Raw genomic sequence first — 23,991 nt, forward strand, 5'->3', positions numbered from 1 at the left:
GCTTTATTTATTAATACATAGAAGACAGGACGTGCTTGAGCTTCTTCATTTCTTCAAGCGAGCGACCTGTTCCCAGTGCGACGCAAGATAGTGGATCATCGGCAATGGAAACCGGTAATCCGGTGGAATGGCGCAAAACGAAATCCAGATTGCGCAACATGCCAGCCCCGCCTGTCAGGACGATACCTTTATCAACGATATCGGCCGCCAGTTCTGGGGCGGTGTTTTCAAGGGCGACTTTGCAGGCTTCGATAATGGCGCCGACAGGTTCTGTCAGGCTTTCTGCAATTTCGCGCTCTGAAATGACCAATTCTTTCGGCACGCCATTCATCAAATCGCGGCCTTTGATCTCCATCGTCCGGCCTTCACCATCTTCCGGCGGGCAAGCGGAGCCGATTTCTTTTTTAATCCGTTCTGCGGTACCTTCACCAACCAGCAGGTTGTGTGTGCGGCGGATATAGGCAATGATGGCTTCGTCCATTTTGTCGCCACCGACACGCACAGAACGTGCATAAACGATACCACCCAAAGACAGGACGGCAACTTCGGTTGTACCGCCACCGATATCAACGACCATGGAACCGGTCGGTTCGGTCACAGGTAAGCCTGCACCAATGGCTGCCGCCATCGGTTCTTCGATCAACATGACTTTGCGGGCACCTGCATTTTCAGCAGAATTTTGAATGGCGCGGCGTTCAACGGCAGTGGAGCCGGAAGGCACGCAGATCACAACCAGAGGGGCGGCAAAACTGCGACGATTATGCACCTTGCGGATAAAGTGCTTGATCATTTCCTCGGCAATTTCAAAATCAGCAATCACCCCGTCGCGCAAAGGGCGAATGGCTTGAATATTACCCGGTGTACGGCCAAGCATTTGCTTGGCTTCTTCACCAACGGCGAGAACCTGTTTTTTACCCATGTTATCGGCAATGGCGACAACGGACGGTTCGTTTAGAACAATCCCTTTACCTTTGACGTAAACCAGTGTGTTTGCAGTTCCTAAATCGATTGCCATGTCAGCGGACAGAACGCCGAACAGTTTTGAAAACATCTCGCCTCAACTCTCGTTTTGCAGGCCAAGCCCTGATAACCCAAATGGCTTTTCAAAAATACTTCGAAAAACCGATTAACCTTTATAAGAAGTCGCGTGCTGCAATACTAGTCCTTATCACGAGTCGCAAACATTTTTTTTGTAACAGTTCGAGACGTCACACACTTCTTAACCCATGCATGATGAAGCAAAGAAGTTAACAAAAGATGAGGGCTAAAAAAAAGGGAGAAAACAAGGTTTGCCTTTCTCCCTTTAGTGTCCGTGATTTAGGCGGTTTTTAACTTTTCTTTTTGGTCTTTTGAATGATTAACCAGCAGCTTATTTAACGCGTTTAAATAAGCATGGATGGAGGCAACGACCGTGTCCACGTCCGCACCCCGTCCATTGATGGTTTTGCCGTTTTCTTCCAGACGAACCGTGACTTCGGCCTGTGCGTCCGTCCCTTTGGTCACGGCATGGACTTGATACAGTTCCAAATGGGCGTTGGGCAGGGGCACAATTTCTTTAATCGCCTTGAAGGCGGCATCGACCGGGCCGTCGCCTGCGGCAATGGTTTTACGTTCTTCCCCGTCAACTTCGATAGCCAAAGCCGCGATTTGTTCTTTGACATGGGTGCCACAGGTGACTTGGAAATGTTTCAGTTTGACCCGTTCGTTGACACGCATGACTTCATCATCGACCAAGGCGATAATGTCTTCGTCATAAACATCTTTTTTCTGATCGGCCAGATCCTTGAACCGTTTGAAGGCATCGTTCAAGGCATTGTCACCCAGCTCATACCCCAAGGCAGACAGCTTATCTTTAAATGCGTGGCGCCCAGAATGTTTGCCCAAGACGATTTTGTTGGCGTTATCCAGTCCGACACTTTCCGGTGTCATAATCTCGTAAGTTCCGGCATGTTTCAACATGCCATCCTGATGGATGCCAGATTCGTGGGCAAAGGCGTTCTTGCCGACGATGGCTTTGTTGGGCTGGACGGAAAAGCCTGTGATCGCCGATACCATACGCGAGGCCCGTGTGATCAATTCGGATTTAATGCCGGTATCATAGGGCAGGAAGTCCTTACGGGTGCGCAAGGCCATGACGATTTCTTCCAAGGCGGCATTGCCGGCGCGTTCGCCCAGACCGTTGATGGTACATTCCACCTGACGCGCACCTGCGCACACAGCCGACAGGGAATTTGCAACCGCCAAACCCAAATCATTATGACAGTGGGTGGAAATAATCGCTTTGTCGATGTTGGGAACCCGGTTCATCAACATATCGATCATGGCATAGTATTCTTCCGGTACTGTGTAGCCGACGGTATCGGGGATGTTGATCGTGCGTGCCCCGGCATCAATGGCGGCTTCGACACAACGACACAGGAAGTCTGCTTCGGTTCGGGTGCCGTCTTCTGCGGACCATTCGACATCTTCGACCAAGGAGCGCGCAAATGTCACGGATTCTTTGACTTTCGCCAAAACGGCATCGGGTTCCATCTGCAATTTATATTTCATATGCAGTGGCGATGTGGAAATAAACGTATGAATGCGATGTTTCGGCGCGTGCTTAACGGCATTGAAACAGCGCTCAATATCACCACGTGCGGCGCGGGCCAAGCCACAAATACTGGCATTTTCAGCCTGTTTGGCGATCTCGCTGACCGATTCAAAATCCCCTTCCGAAGCGATTGGGAAACCGGCTTCGATGACATCTACACCCATTTCTTCCAATGTATTGGCGATGCGCAGCTTTTCTTCCAGGTTCATGGAGGCGCCGGGGGATTGTTCTCCGTCACGCAAGGTGGTGTCAAAAATAATTACGCGGTTTGAATCGGTTGTCATCTATCTCATCCTAGAAATGGCATTTGCTACGAAAATTAGTGAAAACAGCTTGGAAAAGCAACAAGCCTTATCCCCTGAACGTTGCTTCAGGTCACTTTTTTCAAATCATGGACAAGAAGCAGGGCTCGCTCAGGGGCGAGTAAGTCGTGCGAGGAGGAGAGAGAGTTGTTTTTGACCGTAGAAACGCACGATCAAGGCCGCGCTTAACGCGCCTGCACTTAAGATCATCATGCTTGTTTCAAAAGCGGTCATGGAATTGAAACCTTTGGTTCACTTTTTCTCTGCCTATATAAAACGGGATTGCGGGGCCGTCTGTCAACGTCTTTTTGGGAAAATCGTCTCTGTTGAATTCCTGCGGATGATTTTTTTTTAATTATTCGCAAAAAAAAAGGGTGAAATAGATATAAAGTATGATACATTCACACTCGAAGTCATACTTTAGGACCGTTATCGCCAGTATTAAATGGTCCTAGAGATTTTCAGGGATAACTCTCCTTACGATTCCAATCGATTGGATTGCCCCCACCTTCCCTGAAAGCACATAGAAAACCCTGCGCTTATTATACCCCCCCCCCTCCGAGTGCAGGGTTTTTCTATGTGTGTTTTTCAATTTCCGCAAAAATTGACTCTTTGAGCAATCGGTGTTTTACTGTTGTGGTAGACGACAGAAGTTCGTTTTAAACGATAGAAGGACGTTGAAACATGGATATTACCGGACTTGCGGTGAGTGCTATGGCGATGCAAAAAGCTTCGAACAATCAGGAAGCCAGCATTGCTATGACGCGGCAGGCTATTGAAAGCCAGACCGCTGCGGCCGCAACAATTGTGGAACAAGTGAGCGAGCAGGCGAAAGCCTCAGCCGCCGCTGCCGCACGGGGCGGGATTAATATTCTCGCCTAAGGCTACACAATTTCAATGCGTTACATCGGCTCGATGGCAATGTGCTGTCGGGCCGTTTCTGTTTCTTCAGCAGGAAACGGGGGCAACTTTGCAGATAGCTGTGTTTTTAGTCGGGCGAGGACGAGATGGCCTTCTACAGGTTCGCCATTTTCCGTGCGAATGGGAACGAAGCGTTCTTCGATGATATGAAATCCGCTTGCCGACAACCAATTGCGCACCGTTTGACGATTATGGATAAAGCGCTGTGTGTGATTAAGGTTGAAGCTTTCACAAGACGGGTCAAAACCGGAACTTTCCACGCTAAAGGCAAGAAAACCACCGGGGCGCAGGCGTTGTACAGTACGTTGGAAAACAGTACTGAGATCCCCGAGATAGTTAAATACATCACAAGCGATAACCAGATCGAAACGTGGTGCGTTTTCCGCGATCTCGGCAAGAATATCGCCTTGCAGCAAGCGGTTATATATTTTTTTCTTTTCCGCCTGTTTTAACATTTTTTTGGAAAGATCAATGCCTTCCAGACGACCAGCGATGGGGTGGATATGTTGCCCTGCCAAACCTGTTCCACACCCTAGATCAAGGACATGCGGTTTGCGAGGCATTTTGGCAAGATGGGTAAACAACAGATTGAAAACCTGTTCCGGTGCGCGATAAGATAAATGCTTGAGCAAATTTTTCTCAAAGCGTGGGGCGTAATCGTCAAACAGGGCCTCGACATAATCAGCCGGTAGACGTTGCATGTGTTCACCTGCGCCCAGTAAAGACAGACGCACACCTGCCCCAAGATGATCCTGATCTTGCAAAATCAGGGCTTGTTGATAGGCGGTAATGGCTTTCTCAGGTGCTTTTGTCTTTTCGTAAAGCTCCCCCAGCACAAAATGAAACTGCGCTTCGTTGGGCAAGGCATCAATGGCGGCCAAGGCGGCTTCGATGGCGGCGTCCAGATCGCCTTCCTCCAACATACCAAGGGCAAAATCCAAACGCATAAAAGCAGAATGTCGCGACATGTGACCTACGGGGAAAGGGTTTCAATCGCGATTATCTACGGGGAAAAATGAGTTCTATCAAACGAATAAAATCAAAGGATAACTTCGATTTTATTCATGTGTAGGTCTAGAAACTTACTTCCTGACATGTTTCTTGTTTCTTGTTGATTGCAGAAAAAATTTTCGAAAAACGGGTTAGCTCGGAAGTAAAACGAGAATACGGATTTCCTTCTAACCATTCATCTTTAAATTCTTTAATATTGGGGACAAGTAAAGAAGCTTTGATAGGAGTTTCATTCACATTCGCAACAGTGACATTTAGAAAAGACATCTTAGTATTAGTTGTGAATATATTTTCTATTTGCTGAAAGAGGTGATCAGCATGACAACTAATTAAATTTGAGAAATCAAAAGTTGCGATTTCATTTTTAAGATAAGAAAAATTATCTGCTTCTTTAATATCTAGTGGATAAGGGCTAAAGACTACGACAATATCTTTATTTTTCAAATTTAATGCGTTGAGAAGTTCATTGCTATAAGCGTAATCGTAGGAAGATAGAAAAGACTTAAAAAAATTAATATCACGCTTGCTATATAGTTTTTGAATATCCCAACTATATTTACCTTCTTTTAAAGGTACGGTTAACAAAGCAATGGCTTGTGTAGGAACAGTAACACGTGTGTAGCCTTCATGTTTTTCATACATAGCGGCGAATGCTTTTGCGACAGCTTTTCGTGTGGAAAGAGTTCTGTCAGAATTATCCCCAAATAGCAGATAGCCGTAACTACCATATCTGTCTTGTGATAACCAATAGGATCCGTTTTCTATATATTTAGGATAAATATATGCAGGTCTAATTTTCTTAAGTTGCCTAGACTCGAGCATTTTTGCATAGGTGAATTCAGGTACGACAATACTGTTTCCACCGCCACCGCCACCATCATAGTTCCAATCAACTATATTAATTGGGGTGCAAGCAGAAAGAACCATTAAAGTTAGTCCAATGCTAAATCCCATTTTCATTTCATGTTCTCCGCCAAATTTTCCAGAAAAGAGATACGCCAAAGACAGATAAAGAGCATAAAAAAAACAAGCTTAAAATTTCGCCCGATGATAAAAAAATACCTTCGTTTTCCAGAACGTAAATTCCAGCATAAGTCATTAATAGTATGGGAATAAATAGAACGCTTCTTTTGAAAATAAAAATGTATGATTTTATCATATGTAATCCCGGAAAACCTCTATATGTTGTTGTATATATATAAACACAATCAAAAAGTATTTTCATTAAAAAAAGAGGTCCGACAGATATCGGACCTCTTTCTTCTTGCAGTGCGTGCAATGCTCTCACCAAAGTGGAGCTACGCGTTCTAAACCCGAGGGCTTAGTTGCGTTCCTTGTCGACCAATGCATTGGATTTGATCCAAGGCATCATGCCGCGCAGTTTTTCGCCTGTTTCTTCCAGCGGGTGAGCCGCACCTTGCGCACGACGTGCTTTCAGGAACGGTTGACCAACTTGGTTTTCCAACATGAAGTCACGAACGAATTTACCGGTTTGGATATCGGTCAAAACGTCTTTCATGCGGTCTTTAACGGAAGGATCAATAACACGCGGGCCGGAAACATAGTCGCCGTATTCCGCTGTGTTAGAGATAGAATAACGCATGTTGTGCATGCCGCCTTCGTACATCAAATCAACGATCAGTTTGACTTCGTGCAAACATTCGAAGTAAGCCATTTCCGGTGCGTAACCGGCTTCTGTCAATGTTTCAAAACCATAACGGATCAGTTCAGTCAAACCACCGCAAAGAACAGCTTGTTCACCGAACAGGTCGGTTTCACATTCTTCTTTGAAGTTGGTTTCGATGATGCCGGAACGACCGCCGCCAACGCCACATGCGTAAGACATGGCGATTTCTTTGGCATTGCCGGACGCATCCTGATGAACCGCGATCAAGCAGGGAACACCGCCGCCTTTCACGTATTCGCCACGAACAGTGTGACCCGGGCCTTTCGGCGCGATCATAATAACGTCGTTGCCAGCCGGAACTTCGATCAGGTTGAAGTGAATGTTCAAACCGTGTGCGAATGCCAGTGCAGAACCTTCTTTGAGGTTCGGTGCGATTTCTGATTTGTAGATACCGGCTTGCAGTTCGTCCGGTGTCAGGATCATCAGTACGTCAGCCCATGCTGCAGCTTCAGCAACAGACATAACTTTCAGGCCTTCGCCTTCGGCTTTTTTACGTGTAGCAGAGCCTTCGCGCAGCGCAACAGCGATTTCTGTGCAACCGGAGTCGCGCAGGTTCAATGTATGTGCGTGACCTTGGGAGCCGTAACCAACGATGGCTACTTTTTTGGTTTTGATCAAATTGACGTCTGCGTCACGATCGTAATAAACCTGCATGTTCAAATACCCCTTGAACTATAAGACAATAAAAAAATTAGACGCTTCTCTTAGAGCCCTTGGGCTCCGCGAGAAATTGCCACGACACCGGTACGTGAAACGTCAACCAGCCCCAGTGGCTCCATCAGTTTAATAAACGCATCGACTTTGCCGGCTTTACCGAACACTTCGAATACGAAGGAAGAATTCGAGCTATCGATAACGCGCGCGCGGAAAATATCGGCAATACGCAAAGCTTCTACACGATGTTCCCCCTCGCCTGCAACCTTTACCAACGCCATTTCGCGTTCCACACTGGGGCCGTCGATGGTGAGATCGACGACTTTGCGCACAGGAACAAGGCGATCCAGCTGCGCTTTGATCTGTTCGATCACTTGGCGCGTACCGCTGGTAACGATTGTAATCTTTGACAAATTATCCACATGGTCGACTTCGGCCACGGTCAGGCTGTCAATGTTGTAACCCCGACCGGAGAACAGGCCCACAACGCGGGCCAGAACACCGGATTCGTTGTCCACAAGAACGGAAACTGTGTGGCGTAGGAGGTCATCTTTGTCGTTATTGGTCATTTTTTGTTACTCCTAAGCTTTAAACCAGAACACCGGATTCGACGCTGCCGCCGTTTTCGCTGGATTGAGAATCCTCAGGGCCGAGAATGATTTCATTATGGGCCGCACCGGACGGGATCATCGGGAAAACGTTTTCTTCTGCATCGACCGAAATGTCGACGATGGTTGGCAGGTCAGAAGCAAATGCTTGCTTAATCACGTCATCCAGTTCACCCGGTGTGGTCGCGCGCAGGCCTGTTGCACCATAGGCTTCGGCCAGTTTGACAAAATCAGGTTGAACGTCGATATGGCTTTCGGAATAGCGTTCACCGTGGAACATTTCCTGCCATTGGCGAACCATCCCCAGAAATTTGTTATTGAGAATGAAACATTTCACCGGCAGGCGATAGGCCATTAAGGTGGCGATTTCCTGCAGGTTCATCTGGAAGGAACCATCCCCGGCAATGGCAACAACCAAGGCATCGGGATGCGCGGTTTGAACGCCCATCGCAGACGGGAAGCCATATCCCATTGTGCCCAGACCGCCAGAGGTCATCCAACGTTTGGGTTTTTCAAAGCACAAATGTTGTGCCGCCCACATCTGGTGTTGACCAACTTCGGTCGTATAATAGGTGTCTTTACCCGTTTCTTTTGCCAGATCACGGATGCGTTCCAAGGCATATTGCGGCTTAATGACTTTATTGGATTTGGTGTATTTCAGGCTGTCAACTTTGCGCCATTCATTAATTTCTTTCCACCAGTTATCCAAAGCTTTTGCGTTCACTTGTGCTTGGTCGGCTTTCCAGTGTTTGATCAACTCTTCCAGAACATGGGCAACGTCGCCGATGATCGGCACGTCCACGATAATGTTTTTGTTGATCGAGCTGGGGTCGATATCCACATGAATTTTCTTGGATCCCGGCGAGAATTTATCCAACGCGCCCGTAACACGGTCATCAAAACGCGCCCCGATATTGATCATAACGTCGCAGTCATGCATGGCAAGGTTGGCTTCGTACGTGCCGTGCATCCCCATCATCCCGAGGAATTGGTCATCGGATCCCGGAAAAGCGCCCAGACCCATCAAGGTCAAGGAACAGGGAATGCCCGTCATTTTCACCAGTTGGCTGAACAATGTGCAGGCTGCATCGCCGGAATTGACGATCCCGCCACCGCCGTAAAACAGGGGGCGTTTTGCGTTTTTGATCAAATCAATGGCTTGTTTGATCGCAGCCGTATCGCCTTTGACTTGCGGTTTGTAAGAACGGTGTTCAACTGCCGTGTTTTTACCCGGTGTCGTATAATTACCAAGCGCCAGCAGAACGTCCTTGGGAATGTCCACCAGAACGGGGCCCGGTCGACCGGAACGCGCAACATAATAGGCTTCGTGCAGAACACGGCCCAATTCGTTTACATCTTTTACAAGATAGTTGTGTTTGGTGACGCCGCGTGTGATCCCGGTGATATCAGCTTCCTGAAAGGCATCGTTGCCGATCAGGCTGGACGGGACCTGCCCGGTCAGGCAGACCAGCGGTACGCTGTCCATCATGGCATCAACAAGGCCCGTCACGGTATTGGTCGCGCCGGGGCCGGAAGTCACAAGGACTGTTCCCACTTTCCCGGTAGAGCGTGCATACCCTTCCGCAGCGTGGACAGCAGCCTGTTCGTGCTTCACCAGAATGTGGCGGAGACCGTTTTGTTTGAACAGTGCGTCATACAGCGGAAGAAGCACGCCACCCGGTAGCCCAAACATCACATCCACACCTTGATCTTTCAAAGCTTGGATGATGATTTCAGAACCGGTCATTTGTTTCGTGGACATGCAATAATCCTCCGTCTCAACGAATTTTCTTGTGCCCGTTTTTAAGACACAAAAACTCCCGCGCAAGTGCTGCGCAGGTTCGAGCTGCGCAAACTAATGGGTCAACTGTCTGGGGTCAACAAAAAATGACGAATTTTATTATAAATCTCATCACGCAAACTTTCCGAATATTGCGTATTGTGAATTTCTACCGCAGAAATCTGATTCCGAAACCAGGTGCATTGGCGTTTTGCAAACCGTCTTGTCTGCATTTGGGCCTGACTTCGCGCCTCATCCAGGGTGCATTCATGGCGCACGTAAGACAACAGTTCGGGGACACCAAGTGCTTTCATTGCCGGGACTTTCGGATCCAGTTCAAGCTTGGCAAAGGCGGTGATTTCTTCAACCGCACCTTGGTCAATCATCAAGTCAAAGCGCTGGTCGCAACGGGCATAAAGGACATCACGTGGCGGCATGACCACATGACTTGCAAAACGGGCGTCCAAGGCGGGTGTGGGTTTTATGTCACGTTGTAATTGGGCCAGTGATTTGCCGGTGGTTTCCAAAACTTCTAATGCGCGGCAGATTCGCTGCATATCGCGTGGCTTCAGGCGCGCGCCCATTTCCGGGTCTTTGGCTTGCAATTCGGCGTAAAGTGCCTCGACCCCCAATTGGTCGCCCCGTTGACGGATGTCATTTCGAATATCATCGGGGATGGCGGGCAGTTGGGAAATACCTTCCACCAATGTCTTAATATATAGTCCGGTTCCGCCTGTGACGATGGGCAGTTTATTTTCTGCCCATGCCTTTTCAATTTCCGCAACACAGAGCTTTTCCCAATATCCGGCGGAACAGGTTTCTGCCGGGTCCATAATTTGATACAGGCGATGGGGGATGCGTGCTTCGTCTTCTGGACTTGGGCAGGCCGTGACGATCGGGATTCCTTTATATATTTGCATGGAATCGGCGTTGATGATGACACCATTAAATTCAGTGGCGGCATCTAAGGCAAGGGCCGACTTTCCGCTGGCGGTGGGACCCGCGATGACAACAACCTGATTTTTCGTAACGGTTGGCATAGACTTTCTTGGTTTCCTCTGGCATAAAATGGCGCACCGCAAAACTCTACGGCTCGTACCCTAATGTCCTATGTTCTGACTTTTATTGCAAACCCTGAAAAGCGACAAATTACGCCGGAGCAGATTCTCAAACATCTGCCGAATGCAAAGCCGGTCTGTTTGTCAGAAGGGGAAGCCTACGATGTTGAGATTTCAGAAGTTGTTAATCTCAATGATCTTCGGTCTAAATTCACGCAAGTTGATGTGATTTTTCAAAAAGTGCAGGGGCGTAAGAAAAAGCTGCTAATCGCGGATATGGATTCTACCATCGTGGCCGGGGAAACGCTGGACGATTTGGCGGAATTCGCCGGACTGAAAGAACAAGTTGCCGAAATTACCACACGCGCCATGAACGGCGAAATTCCCTTTCGCAAAGCCTTGCGCGAACGCGTTTTGATGTTGAAAGGCTTGTCGGAAAGCTTTTTGGAAGAAGCAATGGGCTTGGTTCACCTGAACCCCGGGGCAAAAGAACTGGTCGCAACCATGAAAGCAAACGGTGCCTATTGCGCCCTTGTATCCGGTGGCTTCACCTTTTTTACATCGCGGGTGGCGGCCGATGTCGGCTTTGATTTCAATGCGGGCAATAATATGGAAATTATCGATGGGGTTTTGACGGGAAACGTCATCGACCCGATTGTGACCAAAGACAGCAAGCTTGCGTATCTGCAATCACTGTGCCGGGAACAGGGGCTTTCTGTGGATGAAGCGGTGGCTGTCGGGGACGGCGCGAACGATTTACCTATGTTATTGGAAGCGGGACTGGGCGTGGCCTATCACGCGAAACCCTCCGTGGTGGAAAAAGCGCGTCACAATGTGCAAAATACCAACCTGCGCAGCCTGTTATTTGCGCAAGGTTATACGGAAAGTGAATTTTCTCGTTAAATTAAGCGATTGATATGAAAAGATAAATCGAGGGATAAAGTGCAATTAAGCATTGTAATACCGAAATACCATTATTTCCCCTTGACCTGCTTTTGTAATTGACTACATTTCTACAGACGTTAATCGGATATAGCAGGGTTAGAGCAATGGAAGCTGTGAAGAAGCTGAAAGACGGTTATAAAAAGTTCCTCGATGGTTATTATCTGGAACATATTGATACCTTTAACGATTTGGTCGAAAACGGACAGCATCCAAAAACATTGTTGATATCGTGTTCTGATTCGCGGGTTGACCCTTCGATTATCATGCAGATTGGACCGGGTGAAATTTTCGCGGTGCGTAATGTCGGCAATCTGGTTCCTCCTTATGAAAAAGATACGCATCATCATGGGGTAAGCTCGGCGCTGGAATATGGTGTGAAGGTCCTGAAGGTCGAAAATATTATGATCATGGGGCACGCCCATTGCGGGGCGATTCAAGCGGCGATTGATACAGAAAATAATAAGGAAGCCTTGGGAACAGACTTTGTTCATCACTGGATCGGTATGGTGCATAACACCTTTGAAAATCCGGGATGTTGTGCAGAATCGATCAAGGCGGGTAACCGGATCCCCGAAGAAATTGAAAAAGCGTCTATCGTAAATTCCATGAATAACTTGATGGAATTTGATTTCATCAAGGAACGGGTGGAAAACAAAACGTTGAAAATTTACGGCCTGCATTTCGACATTGAAAGCGGCACCATGACGGCGTTTGACCGCAAAACAGGCGAATTCGGCCCGCTTTAACTTGACCTTGGCGTCATATCCTCTTATGTCCTGATCATCTATGGAATTAAAAGAAGTAAGAGTTACGCCGTGGCTATTTTGGATATTTTGACCGCACCGGATCCGATCTTGAAAAAGAAGGCAGATCTGGTTGACGATGTCACCGATGAAATCCGCACCTTGCTGGATGACATGCTTGAAACCATGTACGATGCACCGGGGATCGGTTTGGCCGCACCTCAGGTCGGTGTGCTTAAGCGCGTCATCGTCATTGACGTGGCGGGCGATGATGAAGAGCCGGCCCCTATGAAGATGATTAATCCCGAGGTTTTATGGGCGTCTGACGAAACAGGCCTTTATGAAGAAGGGTGTCTGTCTGTTCCCAAAAGTTTCAGTGAAGTTGAACGTCCCGAACGCGTAAAGGTCAAATATCTTGATGAAAACGGGACAGCCCATGAAATTGATGCCGATGGATTGCTGGCAACATGTGTTCAGCATGAAATTGATCATTTGGAAGGGACTTTGTTTATTGATCATATTTCACGCATTAAACGGTCTATGATTATGCGTAAACTGACCAAGATGAAAAAAGTGGATTGATCCATTCGTTCAATGATTCCTAAAAATATATACTGGTAAAAAGACGCAAAAAGAGGGCCGGCAACACGTCGGATAGAGAGCGATGACTGAAAGTGAATTTCTCAAAGTAGAAAACCCCATGCGTCTTGTGTTTATGGGGACACCGGATTTCAGTGTCTCTATTTTGGCAGGCTTGATTGATGCCGGGCATGATGTGGTTTGTGTCTACAGCCAACCACCGCGCAAAAGCGGTCGTGGACAAAAAGTTCAATTGACCCCCGTTCATGCCTATGCGGAGGTTCACGGTATCGAGGTTCGCACACCGGTTAGTTTGAAGTCATCAGAAGAACAACAGGCCTTTGCCGATTTGAAAGCAGATTGCGCGGTTGTTGCTGCCTATGGATTGATTCTGCCCAAGGCGATTTTGGACGCCCCCGTTCATGGATGTTTAAATGCCCATGCATCCATTTTGCCGCGTTGGCGTGGGGCGGCCCCAATTCAACGTGCGATCGAGGCGGGCGACGATGTTTCCGGCGTCACAATTATGCAGATGGATGAAGGTCTGGATACAGGGGATATGTTGCTGATCCAACCGGTTGCGATTACGACGTCAACAACGGGTGAAACCTTGCATGATAGTTTGGCGATGGAAAGTGCGAAACTGACACTGGAAGCCCTGCGGGCGGTGCAAGGGGGGTACACGAAACCTCAAGCACAGCCGGAAGAGGGGGTAACTTATGCCAAGAAATTACAAAAAGACGAAAGCCGCATTGATTGGAACCAGCCTAATACGGTGATTGAACGCAAAATTCGGGCGTTTACCCCGTGGCCGGGAACATGGTTTGGCGTGGGTCAGGATCGTATCAAGGTAATTGAGGCCGAGTTATGCGACCTGTCAGGCGAGGCCGGGACACGTCTGGATACAGATGGTCTAGTGATCGCCTGTGCAGAAGGGTCTTTACGTTTAATCAAGGTGCAACGCAGCGGTAAAGGTGCAACCGATGCACAAAGTTTCTTGCGCGGTTTTGATATTCCTGTCGGGCAAAAGCTTTGATGACACCTATGTGATTGCAGATGTCACTCGAAACACGGATCCTGTTTCAAGGAGATTTTAAATGAGTGGCATTCAAGAAAAATCACGCCTCGACGGGTTGGATCTTGCACGTTTAGTGGCGTTTGTCGGGATGGTCATCGTCAACTTTAATGTGGTGATGGGCGGTGAACCCGATTCGGGTGTCCTGAGCTTATTCATCAAAGCGTTGGAAGGCCGTGCTGCGGCAACTTTTGTGGTGTTGGCTGGTATTGGTTTGGGGCTGGCGGTCAAAAACGACAAAGGCAATCAATCTGTCACCGACACCATAAAACGAGCTTTGTTTTTATTGGTGTTGGGCTTGTTGAACACACTTATATTTGACGCTGACATTCTTCACTATTACGCTTTTTATTTCCTTTTCGGTGTTCTTTGTTTACGCCTTTCTTCCGTGTATTTGCTCTTTCTGATGGGACTTACAAATATTGCTTTTTTCATAATGCTTTTGGTCTTTGATTATGATGCAGGTTGGAATTGGGCGGATTATAGCTACGTTGATTTTTGGACATTGGCCGGGTTTGCGCGCAATCTTTTTTTCAATGGCTGGCATCCTGTTTTTCCGTGGCTGAGTTTTCTTCTTTGGGGGATTGTTTTAAGCCGTCTGGCCCTTGAGAAAAGAAATACGCAGAATGCTTTGATTATATGCGGGGTTTTCGGATATGTGGGTGTCGAAAGCTTATCAATTTTTTGCACAAGCCTGTTTCGCGGGGCCGATCCTGAATTGTTGTTATTGTTTGCAACCGGTCCGGTACCGCCGTTCCCCCTGTATATTGCGGCAGGCATCAGTATGGCGTCACTGGTTGTTGGCCTATGTTTGAAAAGTGCGATGGGGTTGGATAAGTTGGGTATCCTCAGGATATTACGGCCTGCGGGGCGCCAGACTTTATCACTTTATATCGGACATATTGTTGTCGGTATGGGCACGCTTGAGGCACTGGGTATGCTGGGTGGGCAATCCGTCATAAGCGTGCTCACGGCCGCTTCGCTTTTTTGCGGTGCAGCGATTATCTATGCGTACTTTTATGCCCGGCGATTTAAACGCGGCCCTATCGAAACGCTTATGAGAAAAGTAACTGGTTTCTAGGCGTCTGCGTTAGTCTTCCTCAACGTTGAGAACAGCGCCCATCGGCTGTGCGCGTTCCAGATCGCGCATACGCTCAATACCTTGTTTCATTTCTGACATAATGAATTCAGAACGACGCACTGGCCCGCCAAGATCGGGATCCGGGAACAGGCGTTTCCAGTGGATCATTTTTACGGTCAGACCGCAGAGGATGCCACCGATGACGGTATGATAACTTTCGATCATGCCTTTGACCTGACGGAAACGTTCCGCATTCAGGTTTTTCCACATGTTCTTTGATGCCTTGTTAAAGGTTTCAAAACGACCGGAAATAGAGGCACAGGTCTCGTTGATGGTGTTTTCAACCATCGTACATGTTTTCATCAAGGCCGGATCGTTGCGCAATTGCCAGTTGGACCGGATGCCTTCCATTGAATCGAGAAACTCGTTCACGATGGGCATGATGTTGTCCATGCTGTTGCGATAGTAAGACAAAGACAGGAAGATATCGCCGTAATCTTCGAGGAACTTTGGCACTTCCATAATGTCAATATCCAGCTTTTCAGCCATTTGTTGCAGTTTTTCACGTGCTTTTTTGACATCAGGATCTTTAAACAGGCCGACCACATCAGAAAAAGATTTGATGGACATATCGTCCGTCCCATAAATCTGCATGATCAAGGGCATGGTAAAGCTGCGCATATATCCGGCCAGTTCGACCTGTTTTTCATCAGACAGCTTTAAAGCAATGTCATCATTTACCGGGATGCCGTGTTCGCGCAGGGTAATGCGCAGGGAATAGATATCGTAGCTTTGTAAAACCGCGAGTTTGCGCATGATAATCAGATCGGGATGCGTCTTATCTTCCGGCCAATCAAATTCGGCCGGAAGATCTTCCACATCCAGTTGACCGGATCCAGTTTCGCGGTCTGCGAAAACTTCAATCGCGCTTTGCAGTTTGACGTTTTTCACCATACGGGCGCGTTTCAGGCCCTTGGTTTCCAGAGGCAGAATGGCAAGCGGGACGGCAAACAGCGAGTCCATATCCTCTTGCACGCGTTGGCGGTCTTCTGCTTCATAATCCCGTTCTTTTTCCGGGAAGCGTACGCCTTTTTTTGCCACTTTATGCCCCTTAATTCTTAGTCATTACAAATGCATAAAATATTCCTAACATATATTTTCCGATAAGACGAAAAAATATCGCAATAATTTTCTCAAAAGATTACAAAGGGCACATGCCTAAGTATAAATTGACCATAGAATTTGACGGAACCGGCCTTGTGGGCTGGCAGCGTCAGGATAACGGGATGAGCGTTCAGCAAATCATTGAGGACGCTTGTTTGATTTTTGCCGGGCACGAGGTCCGCCTTCATGTCGCGGGTCGGACCGATGCCGGGGTGCATGCCTTGGGCATGGTGGCCCATTTTGAGATGGAGAAAGATATCCCGCCCAATAAGGTGCTGCTGGCAATCAATCATCATGTCAAACCACACCGGGTTTCCATTGTTGACTGTGAATATGCAGATACAGACTTTCACGCCCGGTTCAGCTGTCTGGAACGCAGTTATCTTTATCGCATTTTATGCCGTTCCGGACGCCCGGCGTTGGAGGATGGCCGGGTCTGGTGGACACAAAGAAAACTGGATGCCGATGCCATGCATGACGCAGCGCAGATTTTAGTTGGCAAACACGACTTTTCCACTTTCCGGGCGGCGCAATGTCAGGCCAATAGTCCGCTGCGCACCTTGGATGAGATCAGCGTCAGGCAAGTGGGTGAGGAAATCCATGTTCGCGTGCGCGCGCGTTCTTTCCTGCACCATCAGGTGCGCAATATTGTGGGTTCGCTGGAACTGGTCGGACGTGGGAAATGGACCAAGCAGGATTTGCAAAACGCGTTGGAGGCGAAAGATCGGGCCAAAGGCGGGCAGACCGCCCCGGCACATGGACTTTATTTTGTTGAGGCGAAATATTGAACAGCTTTATTGAACTTGATGGACAGAAAATTCCGGTTCAAATGCGCCAAAATGCACAGGCGCGACGATTGATTTTGCGCTTAAACCCCAAAGAAGACGGTGTGGTTGTCACCTTACCCAAAGGGATAAGCCCGGAAGAAGGTCTGAAAATGGCGGCGCGCAATAAGGTCTGGATTGCTAATCAATTGGCAAAACTGACACCCAGCAGCCGTCTGGGCGACGGATCGGTGATTGCCTTGCGAGGGATCGATCACACATTACGCCATCGTCCAAATGCGCGAGGGACGGTTTGGTGTGAAGGTTATGAAATCTTTATCACTGGCGAGATGGAATTTTTCCAACGCCGTCTTGTGGATTGGTTGAAGAAACAGGCCAAGGCCGATATCCAGCCCCAAGCTCACGTAATGGCTGCGCAATTGGATAAACAGGTCAAGCGTATTTCGGTGCGTGATACCGTGTCGCGCTGGGGGTCTTGTTCATCGGCGGGGAATCTGTCGTTTAATTGGCGCTTGATTATGGCCCCGCCCGAAATCTTGCGATATGTGGTGGCGCATGAAGTTTCCCATCTCAGGCACATGGATCATAGTGCCGATTTTTGGGCGACGGTGGATAGCTTTGATGTAGATGCGAAAAAATCACGCCATTGGTTGAAAAAACATGGGACGGCCTTGCAACGGATATGCTGAGGCCTTCTTGGAACTTTTATAAGTTTACGCCCCCAGACGTTCATGTTATATGACCGACAAATTTACTGAGATATTAGTTTAGGAAGTGACGATGACACAATATACGGTCGCAAGCCCGTGTAACGGCGTTTGCACATTGGACCCGCGCGATAAGGTTTGTCTGGGATGTTTTCGCACCGGTGCGGAAATTGCCGGATGGCGGGCCAGCAACGATACGGAACGTCGTCAAATCCTGAAACGCGTTGAAGAACGAAAGATTGCCCGAACATGAGTATGCCCGCACTGCCCACCATCACCCGTCCAGAACGTTCTGAACTGTTGATGCCTGCCGGATCGTTGACCAAGTTGAAAACGGCTATCCTTTATGGTGCCGATGCGGTCTATGCCGGGACACCTGATTTATCACTGCGGACCCAATCGTCCTTTTCACTGGAAGAATTGGTGGAAGGGGTTAAGTTTGTTCACGAACATGGTAAACGCATTTATCTGACGCTGAACCTGTTTACGCATAACAGCGATATTGAAAAACTGCCCAAGTTTATTGAAACAATCCGCACGGTTAAACCCGATGGTGTGATCATTGCGGACCCCGGTGTGTTTCAGTTTGTCCGTCAACATGCCCCAGAACTGGAAGCGCATGTGTCCACACAGGCCAATGTCTGTTCGTGGCTGACGGTGGATTTCTGGAAAAATCAAGGGGCCTCGCTCGTTGTTCTGGCGCGTGAAACCAGTTTTGAAGAACTGGCTGAAATTCGTGAAAAACAACCCGGCATTAAACTGGAAGCTTTTGTTCAAGGCTCCATGTGTATGACTTATTCCGGGCGCTGCCTGCTGTCCAACTTTATGTCGGAACGCGGGGCGAACCAAGGCAACTGCGCGCATTCATGTCGTTGGAAATATAAGCTGCATCTGAAATTAAAAGATGGCACCGACAAGGCGATTGAAATCACCGATCAGAATGCCGATCTGTTTGAATTTTTGATGGAAGAACAGTATCGCCCCGGTGAGCTGTTCCCGATTGAGGAAGATAACTTCGGGTCTTATATCTTGAATTCCAAAGATCTCTGTCTCATGCCGGTTTTGCCGGAATACCTGAAACTGGGTGTGGACAGTCTCAAGGTCGAAGGGCGTAATAAGTCAGAATATTATGCCGCCATTACCGCGCGAGCTTATCGTCTGGCCATTGATGACTGGTACAAAGATCCTGAAAACTGGGACCCGGACCCTTATTTGCGCGAACTTTATACCCTGCAAAACCGGGGCTTTACGATGGGTTTCCACGAAGGGCGCTTAACCGGTGTTGCTCATAACTATGACCGGACCAAGCCGGTCGGGGGCTGGCAATTCGGCGGGATTATCCGCGAATGGGACGGGGACGATATGATTTTCGAAATCCGTAATTTCCTGTTACCCGGTGATGTCATTGAATTTTTGCCGCCGCACGAAATTGAACCCATTCGTTTGCGTCTTTATGAATTTATTGATGCGAAAACAGGGGATGTGACCGACAAGGTGAATCCGGGCCAAGGCAAGGCCATTCGGGTGCCGATTTCAGTCTTTGACCAAGAAGATACGGAAGTTCTGAAAAAACGTATTCCTGCCTTGACTGTGGCGCGCCGCGAAACACCGATGAGCGAGGAAGAACGCGTCAGTCGCTTGGCTGAAATCCGCGCACAGGAACTGGAGCGCGGCCTGATCAGCGAAGAAGAATATCGTGCGATCATGGATGACCCAGAATTGCTGGGTAAACGGATTTCCATGAAAGCCACCAGCGGGCACCGCAAACCCAAACAAGGTTTGGAAAGTTGTTGTGGCAAGGGCTGTAATGGCTGTTTGATGTTCTGGCAGGATGATAAATACGCCAAGGCGCGCGAAAAGATGAAACAAAAGAAAATCGGTGAAATGCTGGAAGAAAAAGTCGTTTAATTGCTTTTGGCAACAATCCGTTTCTCTTTTATCGGCTAATCAAAGGCTCGGGATCGGCATATATTCTCTGTAACAAAGAAAACAGGAGTATATCATGTTGATGCCGAGCCTTTTTGTCTCTCATGGGTCCCCAACAGTGATGATTGAACCGGAGAGCGCGGGTCGGGCCTTTTTATCGAGCCTGAATGAGGTTTTTCCCAAGCCGCGCGCGATAGTCGTCATCAGCGCCCATTGGGAGACAGATAAACCGATTGTGACAGGAAGTCCGCAACCGGAAACCATTCACGATTTTTATGGCTTTCCCGATGAACTTTACCAAAAACGTTATCCGGCCTCAGGTGATCCTATACTTGCCCATCAGGTTGCACAGTTGGTCGGGGGCGAAGTGGATGACGCCCGTGGGCTGGATCATGGGGCATGGTCGCCTTTATCCCTGATTTATCCAAAGGCAGATATCCCGGTTGTGCAGTTAAGCCTGCAACCGATGAAGGGTGCGCAATATCATTATGATATTGGAAAACGCCTGTCTGTTTTGCGAAAAGATGGCGTTTTGATTATGGCATCGGGTTCTGTTACCCACAATTTACGCGAACTGAAATGGTATCAAAATACGCCGGATGTATGGGCGTTGGAATTTGAAAACTGGTTTGTAAACGCCATTCAAGACAATGACCATGATACCTTGTTGAATGCGCCACAGCTTGCCCCACATTATGAACGGTCCCATCCGCGAGACGAACATTGGCTGCCGGTTTATGTGGCCTTGGGGGCGGCACGCCAACGTGCGACTTTGCTTCATCGCGGTTTTGAACATCAAAACCTGAGTATGGCTGCTGTGCGCTTTGATTGACCTGCGCAAGAAAATGGGTAGGCTGGTATGGTTCAGGAGGAAGGGATCATGCGCCAGTACCAAACGAGTTTTGACATTCAGACACGGGGGCAAGGACTTTATGAATTTACCCGTGATGTGGTTGCTTGGGTGAATGAGTGTGACATCGAAACAGGGGTGTTAACTTTGTTCTGCCGTCACACCAGTGCCAGCTTGACCATTCAGGAAAATGCCGATCCCGATGTGCAATTGGACCTGAACGAATTTTTTGCCCGTCTTGTGCCCCAACATATGGATTGGTTGCGTCACACGATGGAAGGACCGGATGACATGCCGGCACATATCAAATCAGCACTGACGGATGTGTCCTTGAGCATTCCAATTGCAGGAGGGCGTCCCGTTTTGGGGACATGGCAGGGGATTTATTTATTTGAACACCGTAAAGTGGCCCATCGGCGCAGTGTCGTTGCCCATATAATCGGGGATTAGCGTGCGTTCCAATACTCTTCGGGGATCATGCGGTTGTCGATTTGGCGACGGACATCGTCTGCCCAGCCTTGCCCCTTTTTTTGGATAATGCTGCGTTGTAAGGGCTCCGCCCCGCGATCCTTTTTACGCGCGGCCAGTTCCAACCAGGCAAAGGCATGATCCAGATCGAAACGAACGCCGTTTCCTTGGTAATAAGCCAGCCCCAATTCTTGCATGGCGCGGGCTTCGCCTTTTACAGCGGCTTTTTTATACCAGTATATAGATTGTTCGCGGTCATTTGTTCCGGCATAGAATTGCCCGAGCTTTGCCATTGCATCGGCAGAGCCCGCGTTTGCGGCCTTTTCTAACCAATATTGAACACGCTCCAGATCAGGGGGGCCGGCTTTTTCGCTGAGATAGAGCTCTGACAATGTCAACATGGCGCGGACGTAGCCTTGCTGGGCTGCCCGTTCAAGCCATTCAAGGGCGGTGAAATAATCCGGGCTGACTTTTTTGCCGTTGGACCAGAGTAACCCCAGTTTATAAGCGGCTTTGACATCCCCGTTTACGGCCTTGGCTTCCAGCCGTTCTGCCAGATCCCGCACATCATTTGCCGAAGCGGATGACAGCGTGAGTATCACAAACAATAACGCAAAACGGACGAGACGGGTCATGGGATCCTCAGTTTTCAACTTAAGATTACACAACCAGTCTAGTCCGTGCGTTAGGCTTCTGACAAGGGTGGATTATTAAAACGTTAGCTTCCGGCGATATCCACGACGACCCGTCCGCGAACATTTCCGGCGAGAATGTCTTTTCCCAATTGCGGCAGGTCTTGCAATTTGGCATCGCTGGTCATGTTTTCCAGTTTCTCCATTGGCAGGTCAGTTGCGATGCGTTGCCATGCGCGCAGGCGTTTTGCTGTGGGGCACATGACCGAATCGATACCCAGTAAATTGACGCCACGCAACAAGAACGGAATGACGGTGGCGTCCAGTTTATTGCCACCTGCCAAACCAATGGCGGCGACACTGGCGCCATATTGCATTTGAGCAAGTGCGCGTGCCAACGTCGTGCCGCCAACGGCGTCGATGCAACCGGCCCAACGTTCTTTTTCCAACGGACGTTTGGACGGTTCGTTCAATTCGCTACGATCAATGATGGTGGACACACCCATATCGCGTAAATAGTCATGGGTGTCGGCCCGACCCGTTGATCCGGCAACGCTATACCCAAGTTTGGCGAGAATGGCAGCGGCAACGGAGCCAACGCCGCCAGCGGCACCTGTGATCAAAACATCGCCTTGGTCCGGGGACAATCCATGATCTTCCAAGGCCATAACTCCGAGCATTGCGGTAAAGCCAGCGGTGCCAACAGCCATTGCTTGACGCGGGGTCAAACCTTCAGGCAGGGGGACAAGCCAATCGCCGTTTACACGGGCTTTCTGGGAATAACCGCCCCAATGAACTTCGCCGACGCGCCAACCGGTGAGAACAACCTTATCGCCGGGTTTAAAATCTTTATGATCGCTGCTTTCAACCGTACCGGCAAAATCAATGCCGCCGATATGGGGATAATTGCGCACCAATCCACCCAACCCGTTCAGGACGAGACCGTCTTTATAATTCAATGTTGAATAATCGACTTTTACCAGAACGTCGCCTTCCGGGAGTTGGCTTTCGTCCATCTCGGTGATTTGTGCGCTGACTTTTTCGTCTGTCTGGGACAGCAGGAGAGATTTAAACATGGTGTACCTCAAAAAATAGAATCTAAGTTGTAGGGTAATGTTATTTTTATATTTGTCAAACAAATTAACAAATGGGATAATTCAGTTGATATTTGGGGTTTAAGGGGGCATTGTGCAAGGTATGAAACACATGAATGAAATGAAAAAGATATGGGGCTGAAATTCGAACCCTTGGTCACCGAAAGTCTGGCCAAACAGATTGCACAAACTCTTCGCCAAGCCATCGTCGATGGGGATTTGAAGGTGGATGAACGCTTGCCGACGGAACCGGAATTGGCGCAGCGTTTTGGTGTGTCGCGCCCGACCATTCGCGAAGCCTTAAAACGTTTGGCGGCGCAAAACTTGATCCGCTCACGTCGGGGGCCAAGTGGCGGCACCTTTGTTAATCGTCCCGATAGTGATGAAGCACAAAATGCGCTGATCAATATGACATCCTTGTTGACGACGATGGGGGAATTCGACCTGTCCGATATTGCAGAAGCGCGTCGCGAACTGGAATTGGTCTGCGTGCGACTGGCGGCGCAGCGTCGTGAACAAAGCCATATCAACAGCATGATGTTTGAATTGTCTTTGCAAAAAAATGCTGCGATGTCGGATCAGGACTTCTGCGCGTCCGATGTGCGTTTTCATCGTGCAATTGTGGATGCAACAGGCAATACCATGCTGCGCTTTATGATGTCATCTGTGATCGAAGCGGTGCAGCCGATCGTGAACTTGATCATTTTTCGTTTTTGGGATAAGGAAAAAACAATTGCACAGCATGAACGTATTTTGACATCGATCGAAGCCGGTGATGGCGAAGGGGCCGCAGCCGTGATTGCAGAGCAGATGGACGATTTGCGTGAACGTTATGCAAAAGCGCAGAAAGTGCGGGACGAAAAAGCATAAACGGGGACGCGATATGTCAGTAGTAGCAACCATGAATTCAAAACGGGCGACAGATGAAGTCCGCCACGCCAACGATGAATTGGAACATTTTTATCTGGAAGCCAAACGCAATAAAAAAATTGCGAATTGGGCGGCAAAAAAACTCGGTTTGGATAAGAAAGAATATTTTCTGGAATTAATCAGTGCTGATTTAACAAGCGCCGGCCCCAAACCTGTTATTGACCGTATCTTGAACGACTTTGCGAAAGCGGGTCTGGAGATTTCAGAAGAAAAGGTCTGGGAAAAATTACGAGAGTTTGAAAGTGAAATTCTCGGTGAAATGCTCCAGGCGCAGGCCAAACAAACCAAGGCAGAGATGAAGGCCAAAGAAAAGAAAGATAAAAAGAAGAAAAAGAAATAATCACTTTGATATGAATATGACCGAATTCGGCTGGTATGTCGGGCCAAGCCCTGTTAAT

The 23,991-nt window shown here is 48.5% G+C and carries 26 protein-coding genes; 14 read left to right on the top strand and 12 right to left on the bottom strand.

From position 1 onward, the window contains the following. Positions 1-10: 10 nt before the first annotated feature. From ACN0VA_RS15695 to ACN0VA_RS15705, 3 genes are all read right to left on the bottom strand, one after another. Entirely contained in the window at positions 11-1,051 is a 1,041-nt protein-coding gene (locus tag ACN0VA_RS15695) for a rod shape-determining protein (RefSeq protein WP_188660406.1), read from the bottom strand. A gap of 266 nt (positions 1,052-1,317) precedes the next feature. Then, complete coding sequence (locus ACN0VA_RS15700; protein ID WP_417822073.1) at positions 1,318-2,877, bottom strand: 2-isopropylmalate synthase; 1,560 nt, start codon at positions 2,875-2,877, stop codon at positions 1,318-1,320. Positions 2,878-3,006: 129 nt separating this feature from the next. Continuing rightward, positions 3,007-3,129, bottom strand: a complete 123-nt coding sequence (locus ACN0VA_RS15705; RefSeq protein ID WP_268233793.1) for a hypothetical protein — start codon at positions 3,127-3,129, stop codon at positions 3,007-3,009. Positions 3,130-3,615: 486 nt separating this feature from the next. On the opposite strand from ACN0VA_RS15705, the gene ACN0VA_RS15710 reads away from it, so the two are divergent. After that, complete coding sequence (locus tag ACN0VA_RS15710; protein WP_417822074.1) at positions 3,616-3,777, top strand: hypothetical protein; 162 nt, start codon at positions 3,616-3,618, stop codon at positions 3,775-3,777. A gap of 20 nt (positions 3,778-3,797) precedes the next feature. On the opposite strand, the gene ACN0VA_RS15715 is transcribed toward ACN0VA_RS15710, so the two are convergent. The 6 genes from ACN0VA_RS15715 to miaA form a co-directional block, all read right to left on the bottom strand. Then, positions 3,798-4,784 carry a methyltransferase gene (locus ACN0VA_RS15715; protein ID WP_417822075.1) on the bottom strand — a complete coding sequence of 329 codons (987 nt, stop codon included), beginning with the start codon at positions 4,782-4,784 and terminating at the stop codon, positions 3,798-3,800. 106 nt (positions 4,785-4,890) lie between these two features. Beyond that, complete coding sequence (locus ACN0VA_RS15720; protein WP_417822076.1) at positions 4,891-5,787, bottom strand: hypothetical protein; 897 nt, start codon at positions 5,785-5,787, stop codon at positions 4,891-4,893. Between the two features lie 361 nt (positions 5,788-6,148). Continuing rightward, positions 6,149-7,168 carry a ketol-acid reductoisomerase gene (gene ilvC, locus ACN0VA_RS15725; protein ID WP_417822077.1) on the bottom strand — a complete coding sequence of 340 codons (1,020 nt, stop codon included), beginning with the start codon at positions 7,166-7,168 and terminating at the stop codon, positions 6,149-6,151. 50 nt (positions 7,169-7,218) lie between these two features. Beyond that, complete coding sequence (gene ilvN / locus ACN0VA_RS15730; RefSeq protein WP_188660392.1) at positions 7,219-7,737, bottom strand: acetolactate synthase small subunit; 519 nt, start codon at positions 7,735-7,737, stop codon at positions 7,219-7,221. A gap of 19 nt (positions 7,738-7,756) precedes the next feature. Further along, positions 7,757-9,538 (bottom strand): biosynthetic-type acetolactate synthase large subunit, encoded by a 1,782-nt coding sequence (gene ilvB / locus ACN0VA_RS15735; RefSeq protein WP_417822078.1) that lies wholly within the window; start codon positions 9,536-9,538, stop codon positions 7,757-7,759. Between the two features lie 101 nt (positions 9,539-9,639). Further along, positions 9,640-10,596, bottom strand: a complete 957-nt coding sequence (gene miaA / locus ACN0VA_RS15740) for a tRNA (adenosine(37)-N6)-dimethylallyltransferase MiaA (protein WP_417822079.1) — start codon at positions 10,594-10,596, stop codon at positions 9,640-9,642. A 63-nt stretch (positions 10,597-10,659) separates the two neighbouring features. On the opposite strand from miaA, the gene serB reads away from it, so the two are divergent. From serB to ACN0VA_RS15765, 5 genes are all read left to right on the top strand, one after another. Further along, on the top strand, positions 10,660-11,517 hold the full coding sequence (gene serB / locus ACN0VA_RS15745; protein WP_417822080.1) for a phosphoserine phosphatase SerB: 858 nt from the start codon (positions 10,660-10,662) through the stop codon (positions 11,515-11,517). Between the two features lie 146 nt (positions 11,518-11,663). After that, on the top strand, positions 11,664-12,305 hold the full coding sequence (locus ACN0VA_RS15750; RefSeq protein ID WP_417822081.1) for a carbonic anhydrase: 642 nt from the start codon (positions 11,664-11,666) through the stop codon (positions 12,303-12,305). Positions 12,306-12,374: 69 nt separating this feature from the next. After that, the gene (gene def, locus ACN0VA_RS15755) at positions 12,375-12,884 is read left to right on the top strand and encodes a peptide deformylase (protein WP_417822082.1); all 510 of its coding nucleotides are present in this window, start codon (positions 12,375-12,377) and stop codon (positions 12,882-12,884) included. A gap of 82 nt (positions 12,885-12,966) precedes the next feature. Then, positions 12,967-13,917, top strand: coding sequence for a methionyl-tRNA formyltransferase (gene fmt / locus ACN0VA_RS15760; protein ID WP_417822083.1), 951 nt, complete (start codon positions 12,967-12,969; stop codon positions 13,915-13,917). Between the two features lie 61 nt (positions 13,918-13,978). Beyond that, positions 13,979-15,037 carry a DUF418 domain-containing protein gene (locus ACN0VA_RS15765; protein ID WP_417822084.1) on the top strand — a complete coding sequence of 353 codons (1,059 nt, stop codon included), beginning with the start codon at positions 13,979-13,981 and terminating at the stop codon, positions 15,035-15,037. A 9-nt stretch (positions 15,038-15,046) separates the two neighbouring features. Here the strand turns inward: ACN0VA_RS15765 and ACN0VA_RS15770 are convergent, their stop codons facing one another. Further along, on the bottom strand, positions 15,047-16,138 hold the full coding sequence (locus ACN0VA_RS15770) for a hypothetical protein (protein WP_417822085.1): 1,092 nt from the start codon (positions 16,136-16,138) through the stop codon (positions 15,047-15,049). A 113-nt stretch (positions 16,139-16,251) separates the two neighbouring features. Between ACN0VA_RS15770 and truA the strand changes: the two genes are divergently transcribed. The 6 genes from truA to ACN0VA_RS15800 all read left to right on the top strand — a co-directional run bounded on the left by truA (position 16,252) and on the right by ACN0VA_RS15800 (position 20,919). Then, positions 16,252-16,989, top strand: a complete 738-nt coding sequence (truA, locus tag ACN0VA_RS15775) for a tRNA pseudouridine(38-40) synthase TruA (protein ID WP_417822086.1) — start codon at positions 16,252-16,254, stop codon at positions 16,987-16,989. Then, positions 16,986-17,675 carry a M48 family metallopeptidase gene (locus tag ACN0VA_RS15780; protein ID WP_417822087.1) on the top strand — a complete coding sequence of 230 codons (690 nt, stop codon included), beginning with the start codon at positions 16,986-16,988 and terminating at the stop codon, positions 17,673-17,675. The genes truA and ACN0VA_RS15780 overlap by 4 nt, the downstream gene beginning before the upstream one ends. A 91-nt stretch (positions 17,676-17,766) precedes the next feature. Beyond that, entirely contained in the window at positions 17,767-17,946 is a 180-nt protein-coding gene (locus tag ACN0VA_RS15785; protein WP_188660366.1) for a DUF1289 domain-containing protein, read from the top strand. Beyond that, the gene (locus ACN0VA_RS15790) at positions 17,943-19,601 is read left to right on the top strand and encodes a U32 family peptidase (protein ID WP_229734197.1); all 1,659 of its coding nucleotides are present in this window, start codon (positions 17,943-17,945) and stop codon (positions 19,599-19,601) included. The genes ACN0VA_RS15785 and ACN0VA_RS15790 overlap by 4 nt, the downstream gene beginning before the upstream one ends. A gap of 94 nt (positions 19,602-19,695) precedes the next feature. Continuing rightward, the gene (locus ACN0VA_RS15795) at positions 19,696-20,451 is read left to right on the top strand and encodes a DODA-type extradiol aromatic ring-opening family dioxygenase (RefSeq protein ID WP_417822088.1); all 756 of its coding nucleotides are present in this window, start codon (positions 19,696-19,698) and stop codon (positions 20,449-20,451) included. A gap of 48 nt (positions 20,452-20,499) precedes the next feature. Continuing rightward, positions 20,500-20,919, top strand: a complete 420-nt coding sequence (locus ACN0VA_RS15800; protein ID WP_417822089.1) for a secondary thiamine-phosphate synthase enzyme YjbQ — start codon at positions 20,500-20,502, stop codon at positions 20,917-20,919. Here ACN0VA_RS15800 and ACN0VA_RS15805 read toward each other — a convergent pair. Together ACN0VA_RS15805 and ACN0VA_RS15810 are read right to left on the bottom strand one after the other, a co-directional pair. After that, positions 20,916-21,572, bottom strand: a complete 657-nt coding sequence (locus ACN0VA_RS15805; RefSeq protein WP_417822090.1) for a tetratricopeptide repeat protein — start codon at positions 21,570-21,572, stop codon at positions 20,916-20,918. The genes ACN0VA_RS15800 and ACN0VA_RS15805 overlap by 4 nt on opposite strands. Before the next feature lie 83 nt (positions 21,573-21,655). After that, a complete protein-coding gene (locus tag ACN0VA_RS15810) occupies positions 21,656-22,645 on the bottom strand; it encodes an MDR family oxidoreductase (RefSeq protein ID WP_417822091.1) in 990 nt (329 codons plus the stop codon). A 150-nt stretch (positions 22,646-22,795) separates the two neighbouring features. On the opposite strand from ACN0VA_RS15810, the gene ACN0VA_RS15815 reads away from it, so the two are divergent. Continuing rightward, complete coding sequence (locus ACN0VA_RS15815; protein WP_417822092.1) at positions 22,796-23,533, top strand: FadR/GntR family transcriptional regulator; 738 nt, start codon at positions 22,796-22,798, stop codon at positions 23,531-23,533. 13 nt (positions 23,534-23,546) lie between these two features. Next, positions 23,547-23,933: an ATPase inhibitor subunit zeta gene (locus ACN0VA_RS15820; RefSeq protein WP_188660354.1), complete on the top strand. Its 387-nt coding sequence runs from the start codon at positions 23,547-23,549 to the stop codon at positions 23,931-23,933. The last annotated feature ends 58 nt before the right edge of the window (positions 23,934-23,991 follow it).

This window comes from Terasakiella sp., assembly GCF_048267425.1.
Taxonomy (GTDB): domain Bacteria; phylum Pseudomonadota; class Alphaproteobacteria; order Rhodospirillales; family Terasakiellaceae; genus Terasakiella.

Coding starts and splice junctions, on each gene's coding strand:
- fmt (WP_417822083.1), top strand. CDS start 12,967: ATGACTGAAAGTGAATTTCTCAAAGTAGAAAACCCCATGCGTCTTGTG.
- ACN0VA_RS15750 (WP_417822081.1), top strand. CDS start 11,664: ATGGAAGCTGTGAAGAAGCTGAAAGACGGTTATAAAAAGTTCCTCGAT.
- ACN0VA_RS15795 (WP_417822088.1), top strand. CDS start 19,696: ATGTTGATGCCGAGCCTTTTTGTCTCTCATGGGTCCCCAACAGTGATG.
- ilvC (WP_417822077.1), bottom strand. CDS start 7,168: ATGCAGGTTTATTACGATCGTGACGCAGACGTCAATTTGATCAAAACC.
- ACN0VA_RS15805 (WP_417822090.1), bottom strand. CDS start 21,572: ATGACCCGTCTCGTCCGTTTTGCGTTATTGTTTGTGATACTCACGCTG.
- ACN0VA_RS15765 (WP_417822084.1), top strand. CDS start 13,979: ATGAGTGGCATTCAAGAAAAATCACGCCTCGACGGGTTGGATCTTGCA.
- ACN0VA_RS15720 (WP_417822076.1), bottom strand. CDS start 5,787: ATGAAAATGGGATTTAGCATTGGACTAACTTTAATGGTTCTTTCTGCT.
- ACN0VA_RS15820 (WP_188660354.1), top strand. CDS start 23,547: ATGTCAGTAGTAGCAACCATGAATTCAAAACGGGCGACAGATGAAGTC.
- ACN0VA_RS15705 (WP_268233793.1), bottom strand. CDS start 3,129: ATGACCGCTTTTGAAACAAGCATGATGATCTTAAGTGCAGGCGCGTTA.
- miaA (WP_417822079.1), bottom strand. CDS start 10,596: ATGCCAACCGTTACGAAAAATCAGGTTGTTGTCATCGCGGGTCCCACC.
- ACN0VA_RS15790 (WP_229734197.1), top strand. CDS start 17,943: ATGAGTATGCCCGCACTGCCCACCATCACCCGTCCAGAACGTTCTGAA.
- ACN0VA_RS15715 (WP_417822075.1), bottom strand. CDS start 4,784: ATGTCGCGACATTCTGCTTTTATGCGTTTGGATTTTGCCCTTGGTATG.
- ACN0VA_RS15710 (WP_417822074.1), top strand. CDS start 3,616: ATGCAAAAAGCTTCGAACAATCAGGAAGCCAGCATTGCTATGACGCGG.
- ACN0VA_RS15800 (WP_417822089.1), top strand. CDS start 20,500: ATGCGCCAGTACCAAACGAGTTTTGACATTCAGACACGGGGGCAAGGA.
- ACN0VA_RS15700 (WP_417822073.1), bottom strand. CDS start 2,877: ATGACAACCGATTCAAACCGCGTAATTATTTTTGACACCACCTTGCGT.
- ACN0VA_RS15810 (WP_417822091.1), bottom strand. CDS start 22,645: ATGTTTAAATCTCTCCTGCTGTCCCAGACAGACGAAAAAGTCAGCGCA.
- ACN0VA_RS15785 (WP_188660366.1), top strand. CDS start 17,767: ATGACACAATATACGGTCGCAAGCCCGTGTAACGGCGTTTGCACATTG.
- ilvB (WP_417822078.1), bottom strand. CDS start 9,538: ATGTCCACGAAACAAATGACCGGTTCTGAAATCATCATCCAAGCTTTG.
- ilvN (WP_188660392.1), bottom strand. CDS start 7,737: ATGACCAATAACGACAAAGATGACCTCCTACGCCACACAGTTTCCGTT.
- truA (WP_417822086.1), top strand. CDS start 16,252: ATGCCTAAGTATAAATTGACCATAGAATTTGACGGAACCGGCCTTGTG.
- ACN0VA_RS15815 (WP_417822092.1), top strand. CDS start 22,796: ATGGGGCTGAAATTCGAACCCTTGGTCACCGAAAGTCTGGCCAAACAG.
- ACN0VA_RS15695 (WP_188660406.1), bottom strand. CDS start 1,051: ATGTTTTCAAAACTGTTCGGCGTTCTGTCCGCTGACATGGCAATCGAT.
- serB (WP_417822080.1), top strand. CDS start 10,660: ATGTCCTATGTTCTGACTTTTATTGCAAACCCTGAAAAGCGACAAATT.